We start from the raw sequence: 12,877 nt of genomic DNA, 5'->3' as shown, positions 1-12,877 counted from the left end.
TAACAATATATTATAAGGGCAAACTTTTGTTTGCCCTTTTTCTTTTCGATATTTTTGTTGTATGGAAAAATTAAAACAAAAATGGGGGTTAAAAACCAATTGGGATATTACAGCAGTATTATTAGTTTTTGCTATTAATGGTTCTTTTTCTGCTTGGGTTGCCAAACCTGTAACAGAATTTATTGGACTGTCATCAGAAACTCTAAATCCTTGGATTTACTATCCTATTAGATTTTTATTAATATTTCCTATTTATCAAACTACCTTACCCATAGTGGGCTGGTTATTTGGTAAATTTGACTTTTTTTGGGAATTTGAAAAGAAGTTTTTGTCTTTATTAGGGCTGGGTTTTTTATTTAAAAACCAAAAAAAAACACGTTCATAACGTGTTTTAATTTTATAAATAAACAGTATTTTAAACCTCAATAGTTTTTTTAATTTTCTCTGCAGTTGCCCCTTTAAAAACATAAGTATACACCCACATAATAGTAAAAGTAGGTATTACATCTAAAAATGGCAAAGCCTCTTCAATAAAAGAAAAAACTGCTGCAACCTTACCTTCTTTTCCTTTATACATTTTAGCCATTAAATAGGCAGATGTAGGTGCCCATACTATATCTAAAAACGGAATGAAACCAATGGCATCAAAAATTAAACTTAAAGCTAGTTTTTTGTATTTATCTTCTATATTCATTTTCATAATTTAAGTTACACTACTTTCAAATCAAAATTCAAGCCAAAAACAAAAAATTAATTAATATGTTTGTGACAAATGCTTTTTGAATGAAATTTACGAATTTTATTAATAACATATCATTATTAGAATCAATTGAGTTAGGAGGACAAACCTCTCAATTTAAATTAGTGCCTCAAATTCGCATAAAATTTTCAGAAGAAAAAATAAAAAATAGTAACCCAAGGCAAGCCTCTGTTTTAGCTCTTTTTTATCCAGATGAATATCAGCAAACCCGTTTTTTATTAACACAAAGAGCCAGTTACAACGGAACACATTCTGCACAAATAAGTTTTCCGGGAGGTAAATCAGAACCTAATGAAACCCTACAACAAACAGCATTACGAGAAACAGAAGAAGAAGTAGGTGTGCAAAACACTCATATAAAAATTATTAGAAAATTATCAGAAACTTATATCCCTCCCAGCAATTTTTTGGTAACACCTTATATTGGTTTTACAAATACAAAACCTATTTTTACACCCAATCATGAAGTATCAAAAATCATTGAAGTTCTAGCTACCGATTTAATTGATGATGTAAACATATCATCTGTAGAAATGCAGACTTCATACATGAAAAACATTGAGGTTCCGTGCTTTACCTTAAACTCACATGTGGTTTGGGGGGCTACAGCTATGATACTGTCAGAAATTAAAGACCTGCTTAAAGAAGTACAATAAAAACTTTTGTATTTTTGTTAATCTTAAACCTAATATATATGCCTTTATTTAAAAGGAATCCTTTTGGACATATTTTATTTTTAAAAAGAATTATTATTCAAGTTATGGGAGTAATTTCCCATAGCAGATATCGTAAGTTTAACAACTTACAAATAGAAGGTTCAGAAATTATACGTCAATTACCCGATAGAAATGTACTATTTATATCTAATCATCAAACCTATTTTGCAGATGTTGCTGCCATGTTTCATGTATTCAATGCAGCGTTAAAGGGAAGAGATGATAATATAAAAAATGTAGGGTATTTATGGAAACCTAAATTAAATTTATATTACATAGCTGCCGGTGAAACTATGCGTTCTGGTTTACTTCCTAAAATATTTGCCTATGCAGGATCTGTATCTGTAGAAAGAACATGGAGAAATGCAGGACAAGATATTAATAGACAAGTTAAAATGTCAGACATTTCAAATATAGGTAAAGCTTTAGATGATGGTTGGGTAATTACGTTTCCTCAAGGCACCACAACGCCATTTAAACCTATTAGACGAGGTACAGCTCATATTATAAAAACTTACAAACCCAAAGTTGTTCCTATTGTTATTGACGGTTTTAGACGTTCTTTTGATAAAAAGGGACTGATGATAAAAAAACGTAACGTTTTACAATCTATGGTTATTAAAGAGCCATTAGAAATTGATTATGAAAACGAAAATATTGATAGTATTATTGAAAAGATAGAATTTGCTATTGAGCAACATCCTTCTTTTTTAAAAGTACTAACTCCAGAACAATTACGAGAACAAGAAGAATTTATAGAAAGTAGAAGCTTTTGGGGAAGTGATAACAAAAAAAAAGAAACAAAGAAAGCATAATAAATTATGGCTACACAAAAATCAATATTAAATAAAAAGTCGTTAGATTTCTTAGAAAAATACTTAAATAATGCAGCTCCTACTGGTTATGAATGGGAAGGTCAAAAAATATGGATGGATTATTTAAAGCCGTATGTAGATGAATTTATTACAGATACTTACGGGTCTGCTGTTGGAATAATCAATCCAAAAGCTAAATACAAAGTAGTTATTGAAGGGCATGCCGATGAAATTTCTTGGTACGTAAATTACATTTCTGAAAACGGATTAATTTACGTGATTAGAAATGGTGGAAGTGATCATCAAATAGCTCCAAGTAAAGTGGTAAATATTCACACTAAAAATGGTATTGTTAAAGGCGTTTTCGGTTGGCCAGCTATACATACCCGTAATAAAGCTAAAGAAGAAGCACCTAAGCCAGATAATATTTTTATTGATGTGGGTTGTGAAACCAAAGAAGAAGTAGAAGAATTAGGAGTACATGTGGGTTGTGTAATTACCTACCCAGATGAGTTTCATGTATTAAACAAAAACAAATTTGTTTGTCGTGCTTTAGACAACCGAATGGGTGGTTTTATGATTGCTGAAGTTGCTCGTTTATTACATGAGAACAAGAAAAAATTACCTTTTGGGTTATATATTACTAATTCTGTACAAGAAGAAATTGGGTTACGTGGTGCAGAAATGATTACACAAACTATAAAACCAAATGTTGCTATAGTTACAGATGTAACACATGATACTACTACGCCAATGATCGATAAGAAAAAAGAAGGTCATTTAGAGTTAGGAAAAGGTCCAGTTGTTGCCTACGCACCAGCAGTACAACAAAAGTTACGCGATTTAATTACTGAAACCGCAGAAGCTAAAAAAATACCTTTCCAGCGTTCAGCCTTATCAAGAGCCACAGGAACCGATACCGATGCTTTTGCTTATAGTAATGGTGGAGTTGCCTCTGCATTAATATCTTTACCTTTACGTTATATGCACACCACGGTTGAAATGGTACATCGCGAAGATGTTGAAAATGTAATTAAAATGATTTACGAAACATTATTAAAAATAAAAGACGGAGAAACATTTTCATATTTTAAATAACATAAAAAAATCCTGTTTTAAGAACAGGATTTTTCTTTTTATACCATATTTTCATATTAAATAATTTAGTAATTTTGATATAGATTTTAAGTCACTAAAAAACTATATGGTTACACTTTTTTGCTAGGTCTATGGCGTCTTCAAAAACAAACAAAACAGACCTAAAAACAACTAAAAAAATGAATTTTTTAGTTGTTTCTAAGTGGGGAGAATCGCTAGATATTACCTACAAGATTAAACAAGAAGGACATCTTGTAAAAATGTTCATTGAAGATAAGTCTTCTAGAGAAATTGGCTACGGCTTTGTACCAAAAGTAAACGACTGGAAAAAACACATTGATTGGGCTACTATTATCATTTTTGACTATACAGGTTATGGCAAAATTTGTGATGAATTAAGAAGCTTAGGAAAATTAGTTTTTGGAGGCTCTGAATACACCGATTTACTTGAATTAGATAGACATTTTGGGCAGGAGGAACTTAAAAAACATAAAATTAAAATTCTCCCATCAAAAGAGTTTTTCAATTTTCAAGATGCTATTAATTATGTTCAAAAAAATCCAGATGCCTATGTGGTAAAACCTTGTGGAGAAACACAAGATTTAAAGCAATTACTGTTTGTAGGAAATGATGATAAAGGTTTAGACGTAATTCGAATGCTAAAAGCCTATGAAAAATCATGGGGAGATAGCTTTGGCAACTTTCAATTACAACGAAAAGTTAAAGGAGTTGAAATTGCTGTTTCGGCTTTTTTTAATGGAAAAAACTTTATAAAACCTTACAATATTACTTTTGAGCACAAAAAATTCTTCCCAAAAGAATTAGGTGTTTCTACAGGAGAAATGGGAACTAGTATGTTTTGGTCGAAAGACTCTCCTATTTTCGATCTTACATTAAAAAAATTTGAATCCACCTTATCTAAAAAAGGATTTGTAGGTCATATAGACATTAACTGTATTGTAAATGGTAACGGAATTTATCCGTTAGAGTTCACTTCTCGTTTTGGATATCCGCAAGTATACATTCAAAGTGATGGAATTAACGAACCTTTAGGCTATATGTTTTACAAAATTGCCTCAGGAAAAAGTTTTACAATCAATACTAAAAAGGGTTTTCAGGTAGGTGCCTATATGGTTGTACCTCCTTTCCCTTTTAAAGACAAAAAAAGCTTTGAGTTATTTTCAAAAGACTCGGTTATTCTCTTTAAAAAAGAAATGAAAGAAGGTGTACACCCTATTCATATAAAACAGGTAAATTCTGAATGGTTAATAACCGGTAATGATGGTATTGCTCTTTTGGTTACAGGTGTTGGTGTTACGATGAAAGACGCTCAAAAAATGATGCAAAACAGAATAAACAACATCATTATTAACAACAGTTATTACCGAACAGATATTGGAGACAGATGGTTAGAAGATTCTGACAAGCTATGGGCATGGGGACTTTTATAAAACCTATTTCTAACCAAACCGAGCTTTTTTCAATACTTTCTGATGAATGGAAAGAGTTAATAACTCCTGTTTGGCAACTCCATGCTTCGTCTTCAAACATATACGGTTTGTTTTTAAACGATCAGCTTATAGGTGGCGGTATTTTATTTTACAAAATGCCGCCTTATGCTACATCCTTCGAATTAGAAAATGAAAACTTATTTAAAAAGGGTTATGTATATTTAGGGTATGTTTGGATAAGTGAAAATCATAGAAATAAAGGATACGCAAGTAAATTTTTAACTTTATTAAAAAAAGAAAATCCTTCTCAAAAATATTGGCTAACTATTGAAGAAGAAAACTTACGCTATTTTTATGAGCAAAATGGTTTTACAATGTATGCAGAAAGCGAAAACGAATACCCAAAAGAATGGATCTTAACGTATAATGGATGAATTAATAGACATTGTTGATGAATTTGGTAAGTACACAGGTAAAACCTGTTTAAAATCGGTTGCTCATAAATACGGATATTTTCATCCCACCGTTCATATTTGGTTGTATACCATGGATGAGAAAATTCTGTTGCAAAAACGTGCCTTGACTAAAAAAGTATTTCCAGGTATGTGGGATATTTCGGCTGCAGGTCATGTAGCTGCTGGGGAGGATGTTGTAGTTTCTGCGGTTAGAGAAGTAGAGGAAGAAATAGGCTTTCAAATTTCGACCAATGAGTTGATTAAAATTGGTACACGCAAGCACATGGTTAACCACCCAAACGGAATTATTGACAATGAATTCCATCATGTTTTTGTTGCTGAATTAACCACACCCATTAATAAACTTATCATACAAGAAGAAGAGGTTGCTGCGCTACAATTATTTGATTTAGATACACTTTTAAACACAAAAAATCTCGATAATATACTACTCCCGAGATTTCATGATTATTATTGTTTTGTGTATGATGAGATTGTAAGCAAAATAACGTTATTGAAGTAGAGTTTTAATCATGAGTAAGATACTTGCGCTAGCGAGAGTTCATTATTTATTGAGATAACTTAATATTTTATTTTTCTGCTTTTCTAAATATTTTAAATCTTCATTCAAGGTAAAATATTTACTATTTAATATATCCTCTAATGAAAATTCCCCAACACCTCGATAACCAGAAAGAACCGTACCATTTATAAATATTTTATCTGGAACCTTACATTTTAAATCAACAATAAAATAATGTAATGCATTTAAATTTCTTGTAGACAAACAGAAATAAACAATATTTTGCATGTAATTTTCTTCATCATTATTTTCGTTTAAATCTATTTTTTCAAGCTTAGTTGTCAGCAATCTAAGTATATCAATACAACATTGTTCTGTATCATAATCATTGAAAAACATGATAGTCTCAAATAATGGGTCATAATGACCTGAATTACAAATCCTAAAAAAGCCAGGGTTTAAGTTTACATCATACTTCAATAACTCTTCTATAAAAAACAAATCGCAATTTTTATTAAGTCTAATAGCTGTTATTATTGGACTAAAGCAATTGTCAACACTGTAATAATTAGGATTAGCACCCAATTTTAATAACTCTTTAAATGCTTCTTTTTTATCATTTGCTATTGCAAGAGTCAATAATGTCTTATCATATTTATCATCAGTCAAATTAATTTTAGCTTTTTTTTCTAAAACTTCTTTTCTTATACCTTTTAAATCATTATTCTTTACAGCTTGTGCTAATTCATATATCTCCGAATTTTTAAAATTAGAAAAATTATAGGCAGGAAGTTGATGTTCACAAGATGAAAATATTATACAGATAAGAATAGATAAGATAAATCTCATACATTATTGTTTTATTACTCTCTCTTTACTGACAATAAATTAGCAAATAGCTTATACGCTCCGGGTACACCTGCGGGTAACTCTCTAAAAAAGCTTAAACCGGTATACACATAGTTTCCTTTTCCGTATTTAGCGACTAACAAACTTCCTTGTTTTGGTGTTTCGTCTTTATCATTCATGGATAAAATTGGCGTAAATTCTTGTCCCCATTTATCAGGAAAATAGAGCCCGCGTTCTTGTACCCAACCGTTAAAATCGGCTTCGGTAATTGTATTTGGATAATTTAAAACAGAATGTTCTTTGGCTAACAAGGTTACTTTAGCATTTTCATCGGTTACTCTGTCGCGAGACAAGTGTAATTCAAACGGGGCTTTAACATCTACCCTTCTGCTGGTATTATATTGCACCACTAAATTTCCGCCATTTTTTACGTAGTCTAACAAATATTTTTGCTTGAACTGTAATTCTGGTTGCGTGTTATAGGCTCTAATTCCTAATACCACTGCATCAAATTTTGCTAAGCTTTGAGTGTTAATATCCTGCGGAAGAATTTCAGTAACACTATACCCAATTTGTCGTAAACTTTCTGGAATAGCATCTCCCGAACCCTGAATATAACCAATAGAACTTCCATTCTTTTTAATATCTAATCTAACCACTTTGGCTTCTGAAGGTAATAACACCGATTGCTTTGGAATATGGTTGTAATCAATTTCAATCAATTCTTTATCAAATGTTTTTCCTTCGGAAGTTGCCACAGCTTTTATACTTCCTTCCGACTGATTTTTAGGTGGCGTTACCGAAAAACTAACAGTACGTTTATCTCCTTTTTGACTGATTGTAAACGGAGCTTTTTCAGGAGTTACTTTCCATCCGTTAGGTACTTGCAATGCTACTTCACCACTTACATTTCCTGCTCCTGAGCGAACATCTACCAAAACAGTTTGTGGTTTGTCATCAGAAAAAATAACAACCTTATTTTTAAGTTGTGTAGTCACTTTTGGTAACACTTCAAACGGTTCATAAATTTCTCCCTTATCTCCTTTGGCATATCGATACACCACATCTTTAAAAATACTTACAGATTGATCTTCAATAATCATATCAAACTGAATTTGCAACGGTCTGTTACTTTCAGGATTACCAATCAGTTTTTGGTCATTTACCTTATACATACCTAAATCCCAAGGTTGTTTTAACCAATATGGTGCGGAATAAGTAGTAGTGGTAATAGGAAATGATTCTGTAAAATTTTCTTTTTTATTAGGTGCTAAATCTAAATTCTTTTCTACTACTTTATGGTTTAAAAAATCAATAGTATTTAGCTCAATAGAAGCAGAACTTCTGTTTAAAGCCTCGACCGTAATTTCAACGGTTGAATTTGGAGTTACTGAAGATGCATTAGCAGTTGCCTCTATATACAAACCTGAACATGCTTCAATAATTTGAGTAATTTCTTTTAGCTTGATCTTTTTCCAGTGCTCATCTTGCAAATCTTCAATCAAACTATAAGCTTTTAATAACTTTGGTAAGTGTTTAGATGGATTTACAAAATCGAAATTATCTTCAACTTCGTATAAAATATCACCAATTTCTCCTCCGCCTTCTACTCTATTCCACGTAGTATTAATGCCTGAAAAAATATCTTTTTTGTCTTTCGGAAAATCACCTTTTAAAAACTCAACATATTCTGGTTGACTTCCTCGAGCACTTAATCTACCAAACCCTTGACATAAATGCTGACTACTAGCTATAGACGCTAATTCATTGTTCGACAATCCTTTTAACGGATAATACACGCCAACATCTACACTCAACATCTTGCTTTTATCGGCTTTTTCAAATGCTTCTTCGCTACCATAAAACCACCAAGATGTATTAAAAAACAATCTTTTGGGTTGCCACACATCTGTATATTTTAACTGACTTGAATATTTAGATTTATCGTTCACCAAATCAAAAGCTTCCATACTCAACATAGCTGAAGAAGTGTGATGTCCGTGCGTTCTACCAGGAGTTCTATGATCAAATCGGTTGATGATCACATCAGGTTTAAACGTTCTGATAGCCCAAACTACATCGGCTAATACTTTGTCTTTTTGCCAAATCTCTAAGGTTTCATCGGGGTGTTTTGAATATCCAAAATCATTGGCACGTGTAAATAATTGTTCTCCTCCATCTACTCTTCTTGCAGCTAATAATTCTTGTGTACGAATTACCCCTAACAATTCACGCATTTCTGGACCAATTAAATTTTGACCTCCATCACCACGAGTAAGCGATAAATATCCGGTTCGTGCATGCATATTATTAGCCAAATACGCTATTAGACGTGTATTTTCATCATCTGGATGCGCTGCTATGTACAATGCTGATCCTAAAAAATTCAGTTTTTGGATCTTTTCATAAATAGCATTTGAGGATAATTTTTGAGGTTTTTGAGCAACAACTGATGAACATATCAGCAATAAAGAAAGAAAAACAAGTGATTTTGTTTTCATAAATTAATAGTTTGATTGGTAAACAAATGTAGTTTTTTTGTTAAAAGAACAAATCAAATTAACAAAATACTAACATTTTAGCCAACAAAACTATCGTCTTTAAATCCTATTAAATACAGTTTTTCTTGGGCACGTGTAACAGCAGTATATAACCAGCGTAAATACTCAACGCTTTGTCCGTCGGGTAAATACGGCTGTTCAATAAATACTGTTTTCCACTGACCTCCTTGAGATTTATGACAAGTCATGGCATAAGAAAATTTTACCTGAAGTGCATTAAAATATTTGTTCTTTTTAACTCCCATAAACTGCTTGTACTTCGATTTTTCATGTGCAAAATCTTCTTTTACGGCTTCGTACAATCTATTACTTTCTTCATAAGTCAACGCAGGACTCTCACTTGTTAACGTATCTAATAATAAAACCGTTTCAAAAGGTTTCATATCCGGATAATCAATCATACGAATAGTAACTTCTGCAAACTTAAATCCGTATAACTCTTTAATGGCATTGATACGCATAACCTCACAAATATCTCCATTGGCAATAAAACCTGCAGAAGAAGATTCTTTTAACCAGAAATAGTTGTTTTTAACTATCATTACATAATCTCCTGTCGAAATCTCATTTTCTTGTCCGCGAATTTTAGTACGTATTTGTTGATTGTATTGGTTAGCTCTTTTATTAGAACGTACAATAATGGCAGTATCCTCTACTCCTATTTCACCGTCATAGGATGAATTTATTGCATCTTGAATATCGTACCCATCTTGCAGTCGAATGATATCAGGATAATTCACATCAAACTTAAATTGTTGTCCGTCATTTTGAATCAGCAATCGTAAATCGGTAGCATTGGCTAAAATGCCTGAATCTGCTTCTTGACGTACCACTTCATCTAATTCAATTTCGGTAACATCTTTGTTATATTGAAACGAAACGGTATCAGCATCCAAAGCTGGACTTACCGATAATTTTACAGGTGGCAACTGTGCCGTATCACCTATAAAAACAATTTTGCAGTTTTTTCCTGAATACACATACGAGATCAGGTCATCTAATAACGAACCGTTTTCGAACAACTTTGCACTCTGTGATTGGTCAGAAATCATAGATGCTTCATCTACAATAAAAATGGTATCGTTATGTTTATTAGGTTGCATTACAAAACTAACACCTCCATTACTTTGCTTTTTCGGGAAATATATTTTTTTATGGATAGTAAACGCTTGTCGATTTGAATATCCTGAAATTACCTTAGCGGCCCTACCTGTTGGTGCTAATAAAACTGCTTTTTTACCTACTCTCCACAAATTATTTACTACAGTACTTATAACCGTAGTTTTACCGGTACCTGCATATCCTTTTAACAAGAACAAGGCACGATTGTTGTTATCAAAAATAAACTCAGTCAGCTGATTTAAAAGTTCGTTTTGTTTTTGAGTAGGTTCGTACGGAAACTTTTTTAGAAGCTCTTTGTAAAAATCACCAGTGTTTTTAAGCATATTTTCATTGGAAATGGAACACAAATGTATTTATAAATATTTGTTTTAAGAATAAAAAAAAATTGTAGATTTGCGAATATCATATATTAAAAACTAAAAAAATGAATTTATTATTGATGATTTTAGCAGCAGTAGTTGTTGCAGTTCTTTTAGCTTACGTAATAGTTAAGTTTATTCCGTTAAAACTGAGATGGTTAGTTTCTATACTATTATTAGTTGCTGCAGGATATTTAGCTTATTTAATTTATGGCGGCATAATGGAGCCTATCAATTTTAACAAAGCTAAAAAAGTACGCTATGCTAAAGTTATTAAAAACTTAAAGCTAATTCGTGATGCCGAAGAAAAATACAATGAGGTTCATGGTGCTTATGCAAGTAATAAAGATAGTTTAATTGCTTTTATTGAAAAAGGTAAATTAGCTATTACTCAAACTTCTAACATAGAAAAAGAAGTTAATGTTGGTGGTGGAATTACTAAAAAAGTTTCTGTTAGAAAAGTAGATACTATTGGTTACGAGCCTGTAATTTCTCATTTTGAAGGAAAAGATTATCAAAACATGTTTAAAGTACCAGGAACTGATAAAGAATTTACGTTAGAAACTGGTCAGGTAGAAAAAGTTGCAGGGTTATTAGTGCCAGCTTTCATTGCTAAAGTTGATAAAGAATCAATTTTAAAAGGAATGAACCCACAATTAGTAAAGCAAGAATTAGAAGCTGTAGAAACAGATCAAATTAAAGGTGCATATGTTTCTGTAGGATCTTTAGAAGAAGTAAGTACTGGTGGTAACTGGCCTCCTTTTTATGATAAAGCAGACGCTATTGCAAAGAAAGAATAAAAATAGCAGTGTAGAATCACATAATAAAAAGTTATCCATCCAATTTAGTTTGGATGGATTTTCTTTTTGTATTGAAGACCTAGCTTCAAAAGATATCATCACTTTTACTGAATATCCTTTTGAAAAGACACTCTCTACACCAGAGTTACTGTATGACAATGTTTTGCAAATTTTTGCAGATGACAAAGATCTACAACAAGATTTTTCTCAAATTACCGTAGTTCATCAAAATAACCTATCCACTCTAGTTCCTGATGAATTCTTTGACAAAACAAAGCTAAAGTTGTATTTAGATTTTAACGTCAAAACTTTGTCAAATGACCATATTGTATTTGATGATCTACAAAACTTACCAGCTAAAAACGTATATATACCATTTGTAAATATTAACAATTATTTATTTCAAAACTTTGGTGAGTTTGAATACAAACATCATTCTACTTTGTTAATAGATAATCTTCTAAACCACAGCAAAAACAATCCACAAAAGCAGTTCTTTGTGAATGTTTATGGTAGTAACTTAGACATCATTGTTATAGAAAATGAACAATTATTGTTATACAATTCGTTTTCATTTACCACTAAAGAAGACTTTATTTATTATATATTATTTGTCGCGGAGCAATTACAATTAGACCCAAATAGTTTTAAGTTGGTGTTTATTGGTACTATTAACAAAGAATCTGAACTATACAGCATCACCTATAACTATGTTAGAAATATTGATTTTATCAAACCTAAATCAGTTTTTTTAGCAAATACAAATCAGTTTTCACACCATTCAAACTTTATATTGATTTCTTAAATGAGAATTATATCAGGAAAATACAAAAGTAAAAGAATTAGCGCTCCTAAAAACTTACCTGTACGTCCCACTACAGATATGGCAAAGGAAGCGTTATTTAACATACTTAATAACCTTTTTTATTTTGAAGGTATAACAGTAATTGATCTGTTTGCAGGAACTGGTAATATTAGTTATGAATTTGCTTCTAGAGGGACCGAAAATATTCATGCAGTAGATGCTAATTATGGATGTATAAAGTTCATCAACCAAACTGCTAAAGATTTAAATACTGAAATTAACACCTATAAAAGTGACGTTTATAAGTTTTTAGAGAAAACGCCTTTAAAAGCCGACATTATTTTTGCAGACCCTCCATATGATTTTAAAGAAGATCAGTTCTTAAAAATTGCAGATACAGTTTTTGAACGTGATTTATTGAATGAAGACGGAGTTTTAATCATTGAGCATTCAAAACATACTGATCTTACAAAACACCCAAAACATAGTTACGATAAACGTTACGGCGGAAATGTGTTTAGTTTTTTTGAATATCATTAAAATCTTCTAAAAGTTTATTTTAC

The 12,877-nt window shown here is 31.5% G+C and carries 14 protein-coding genes; 10 read left to right on the top strand and 4 right to left on the bottom strand.

What is annotated here, in order from left to right; all coding sequences use genetic code 11:
* Window positions 1-61: 61 nt before the first annotated feature.
* Window positions 62-385 carry a DUF6787 family protein gene (locus SLH33_RS00540; RefSeq protein ID WP_320417103.1) on the top strand — a complete coding sequence of 108 codons (324 nt, stop codon included), beginning with the start codon at window positions 62-64 and terminating at the stop codon, window positions 383-385.
* Between the two features lie 30 nt (window positions 386-415).
* Here SLH33_RS00540 and SLH33_RS00535 read toward each other — a convergent pair whose 3' ends face one another.
* Window positions 416-700, bottom strand: a complete 285-nt coding sequence (locus tag SLH33_RS00535) for a hypothetical protein (protein ID WP_320417102.1) — start codon at window positions 698-700, stop codon at window positions 416-418.
* An 83-nt stretch (window positions 701-783) separates the two neighbouring features.
* Between SLH33_RS00535 and SLH33_RS00530 the strand changes: the two genes are divergently transcribed.
* The 6 genes from SLH33_RS00530 to SLH33_RS00505 all read left to right on the top strand — a co-directional run bounded on the left by SLH33_RS00530 (window position 784) and on the right by SLH33_RS00505 (window position 5,818).
* A complete protein-coding gene (locus SLH33_RS00530) occupies window positions 784-1,416 on the top strand; it encodes a CoA pyrophosphatase (RefSeq protein ID WP_320417101.1) in 633 nt (210 codons plus the stop codon).
* A 38-nt stretch (window positions 1,417-1,454) separates the two neighbouring features.
* Window positions 1,455-2,291, top strand: a complete 837-nt coding sequence (locus SLH33_RS00525) for a lysophospholipid acyltransferase family protein (protein WP_320417100.1) — start codon at window positions 1,455-1,457, stop codon at window positions 2,289-2,291.
* Window positions 2,292-2,297: 6 nt separating this feature from the next.
* Entirely contained in the window at window positions 2,298-3,389 is a 1,092-nt protein-coding gene (locus tag SLH33_RS00520) for a M42 family metallopeptidase (RefSeq protein ID WP_320417099.1), read from the top strand.
* 179 nt (window positions 3,390-3,568) lie between these two features.
* Window positions 3,569-4,840, top strand: coding sequence for a phosphoribosylamine--glycine ligase (locus SLH33_RS00515; protein WP_320417098.1), 1,272 nt, complete (start codon window positions 3,569-3,571; stop codon window positions 4,838-4,840).
* Entirely contained in the window at window positions 4,825-5,274 is a 450-nt protein-coding gene (locus SLH33_RS00510) for a GNAT family N-acetyltransferase (protein ID WP_320417097.1), read from the top strand. Before SLH33_RS00515 ends, SLH33_RS00510 begins: the two co-directional genes overlap by 16 nt.
* Window positions 5,267-5,818 carry an NUDIX hydrolase gene (locus SLH33_RS00505; protein WP_320417096.1) on the top strand — a complete coding sequence of 184 codons (552 nt, stop codon included), beginning with the start codon at window positions 5,267-5,269 and terminating at the stop codon, window positions 5,816-5,818. The genes SLH33_RS00510 and SLH33_RS00505 overlap by 8 nt, the downstream gene beginning before the upstream one ends.
* Before the next feature lie 42 nt (window positions 5,819-5,860).
* Here SLH33_RS00505 and SLH33_RS00500 read toward each other — a convergent pair whose 3' ends face one another.
* The 3 genes from SLH33_RS00500 to SLH33_RS00490 all read right to left on the bottom strand — a co-directional run bounded on the left by SLH33_RS00500 (window position 5,861) and on the right by SLH33_RS00490 (window position 10,673).
* Window positions 5,861-6,667 carry a hypothetical protein gene (locus SLH33_RS00500; RefSeq protein ID WP_320417095.1) on the bottom strand — a complete coding sequence of 269 codons (807 nt, stop codon included), beginning with the start codon at window positions 6,665-6,667 and terminating at the stop codon, window positions 5,861-5,863.
* A 14-nt stretch (window positions 6,668-6,681) separates the two neighbouring features.
* The gene (locus tag SLH33_RS00495; protein ID WP_320417094.1) at window positions 6,682-9,168 is read right to left on the bottom strand and encodes a PIG-L family deacetylase; all 2,487 of its coding nucleotides are present in this window, start codon (window positions 9,166-9,168) and stop codon (window positions 6,682-6,684) included.
* A gap of 77 nt (window positions 9,169-9,245) precedes the next feature.
* Window positions 9,246-10,673 (bottom strand): ATP-dependent DNA helicase, encoded by a 1,428-nt coding sequence (locus SLH33_RS00490; protein WP_320417093.1) that lies wholly within the window; start codon window positions 10,671-10,673, stop codon window positions 9,246-9,248.
* Window positions 10,674-10,774: 101 nt separating this feature from the next.
* On the opposite strand from SLH33_RS00490, the gene SLH33_RS00485 reads away from it, so the two are divergent.
* Genes SLH33_RS00485 through SLH33_RS00475 form a run of 3 tightly spaced genes read left to right on the top strand, consistent with a single transcriptional unit; the run spans window position 10,775 to window position 12,854 of the window.
* The gene (locus SLH33_RS00485; RefSeq protein WP_320417092.1) at window positions 10,775-11,509 is read left to right on the top strand and encodes a hypothetical protein; all 735 of its coding nucleotides are present in this window, start codon (window positions 10,775-10,777) and stop codon (window positions 11,507-11,509) included.
* Window positions 11,493-12,314 (top strand): DUF3822 family protein, encoded by an 822-nt coding sequence (locus tag SLH33_RS00480; protein ID WP_320417091.1) that lies wholly within the window; start codon window positions 11,493-11,495, stop codon window positions 12,312-12,314. Before SLH33_RS00485 ends, SLH33_RS00480 begins: the two co-directional genes overlap by 17 nt.
* Complete coding sequence (locus SLH33_RS00475) at window positions 12,315-12,854, top strand: RsmD family RNA methyltransferase (RefSeq protein WP_320417090.1); 540 nt, start codon at window positions 12,315-12,317, stop codon at window positions 12,852-12,854.
* Window positions 12,855-12,877: the final 23 nt, after the last annotated feature.

The organism is Tenacibaculum sp. IB213877 (assembly GCF_034043975.1).
Taxonomy (GTDB): Bacteria; Bacteroidota; Bacteroidia; order Flavobacteriales; family Flavobacteriaceae; genus Polaribacter.
This window is presented reverse-complemented; position numbering and strand designations above follow the sequence as displayed.

Bases quoted from the DNA above. Each gene is read 5' to 3' on its own strand.
- SLH33_RS00540 (WP_320417103.1), top strand. From the start codon at position 62: ATGGAAAAATTAAAACAAAAATGGGGGTTAAAAACCAATTGGGATATT.
- SLH33_RS00535 (WP_320417102.1), bottom strand. From the start codon at position 700: ATGAAAATGAATATAGAAGATAAATACAAAAAACTAGCTTTAAGTTTA.
- SLH33_RS00530 (WP_320417101.1), top strand. From the start codon at position 784: ATGAAATTTACGAATTTTATTAATAACATATCATTATTAGAATCAATT.
- SLH33_RS00525 (WP_320417100.1), top strand. From the start codon at position 1,455: ATGCCTTTATTTAAAAGGAATCCTTTTGGACATATTTTATTTTTAAAA.
- SLH33_RS00520 (WP_320417099.1), top strand. From the start codon at position 2,298: ATGGCTACACAAAAATCAATATTAAATAAAAAGTCGTTAGATTTCTTA.
- SLH33_RS00515 (WP_320417098.1), top strand. From the start codon at position 3,569: ATGAATTTTTTAGTTGTTTCTAAGTGGGGAGAATCGCTAGATATTACC.
- SLH33_RS00510 (WP_320417097.1), top strand. From the start codon at position 4,825: ATGGGGACTTTTATAAAACCTATTTCTAACCAAACCGAGCTTTTTTCA.
- SLH33_RS00505 (WP_320417096.1), top strand. From the start codon at position 5,267: ATGGATGAATTAATAGACATTGTTGATGAATTTGGTAAGTACACAGGT.
- SLH33_RS00500 (WP_320417095.1), bottom strand. From the start codon at position 6,667: ATGAGATTTATCTTATCTATTCTTATCTGTATAATATTTTCATCTTGT.
- SLH33_RS00495 (WP_320417094.1), bottom strand. From the start codon at position 9,168: ATGAAAACAAAATCACTTGTTTTTCTTTCTTTATTGCTGATATGTTCA.
- SLH33_RS00490 (WP_320417093.1), bottom strand. From the start codon at position 10,673: ATGCTTAAAAACACTGGTGATTTTTACAAAGAGCTTCTAAAAAAGTTT.
- SLH33_RS00485 (WP_320417092.1), top strand. From the start codon at position 10,775: ATGAATTTATTATTGATGATTTTAGCAGCAGTAGTTGTTGCAGTTCTT.
- SLH33_RS00475 (WP_320417090.1), top strand. From the start codon at position 12,315: ATGAGAATTATATCAGGAAAATACAAAAGTAAAAGAATTAGCGCTCCT.